Raw genomic sequence first — 521 nt, forward strand, 5'->3', positions numbered from 1 at the left:
CAAAATCTAAATAGCGTTCTAAAATCTTGATTTCTTCTTTGATTTGCATCATCGACGTTTCCAGTCCCAGCTTCATGCCTATCTGTTGCCCAAGATTCAAGTTCCCCGTCATCGAATCCATCGCATGCGTGAAATCATCCAATAAATTCTCTGACCGTCTGATTTCGGCATATAACGCATCCAATTTATCTGAATCCAATCGGGAGTCAAACGCATCATCCACTTGCGATTCAAAATCCTGCACATATTTCTTCAAAATCCGATCCGCTTCGCTCAAACATTCAATGGTCGTGTCTACGATGGGATAGTGCACCATTTCATAATAACTTTTTGCACTAGTCACAAACTCACCTTGGATCTCACCATCCGCCACTAATTTCGCAACGGCTTTCCGATAATCTCGCAACGCATCTCGTAATCGCTTACTTTCTCTTAAAAACTGCTCTACAAAGTAACGTACTTCCCCAATCTCAATCCGTGGCATGCGCATCAGCCTCCTTCGATGCAAATTTGGCTCGTTG

General features: G+C 43.0%; 1 protein-coding gene. It reads right to left on the bottom strand.

Features of this window, described 5'->3' with window-relative positions; genetic code table 11:
- Positions 1–484: T7SS effector LXG polymorphic toxin (locus PROCOU_RS16080; RefSeq protein ID WP_244266350.1), on the bottom strand; the 484-nt coding region annotated here is incomplete at its 3' end.
- Positions 485–521 lie beyond the last annotated feature (37 nt).

Origin of the sequence: Listeria rocourtiae FSL F6-920, from assembly GCF_000525975.1 — a bacterium.
Classification (GTDB): domain Bacteria; phylum Bacillota; class Bacilli; order Lactobacillales; family Listeriaceae; genus Listeria_A; species Listeria_A rocourtiae.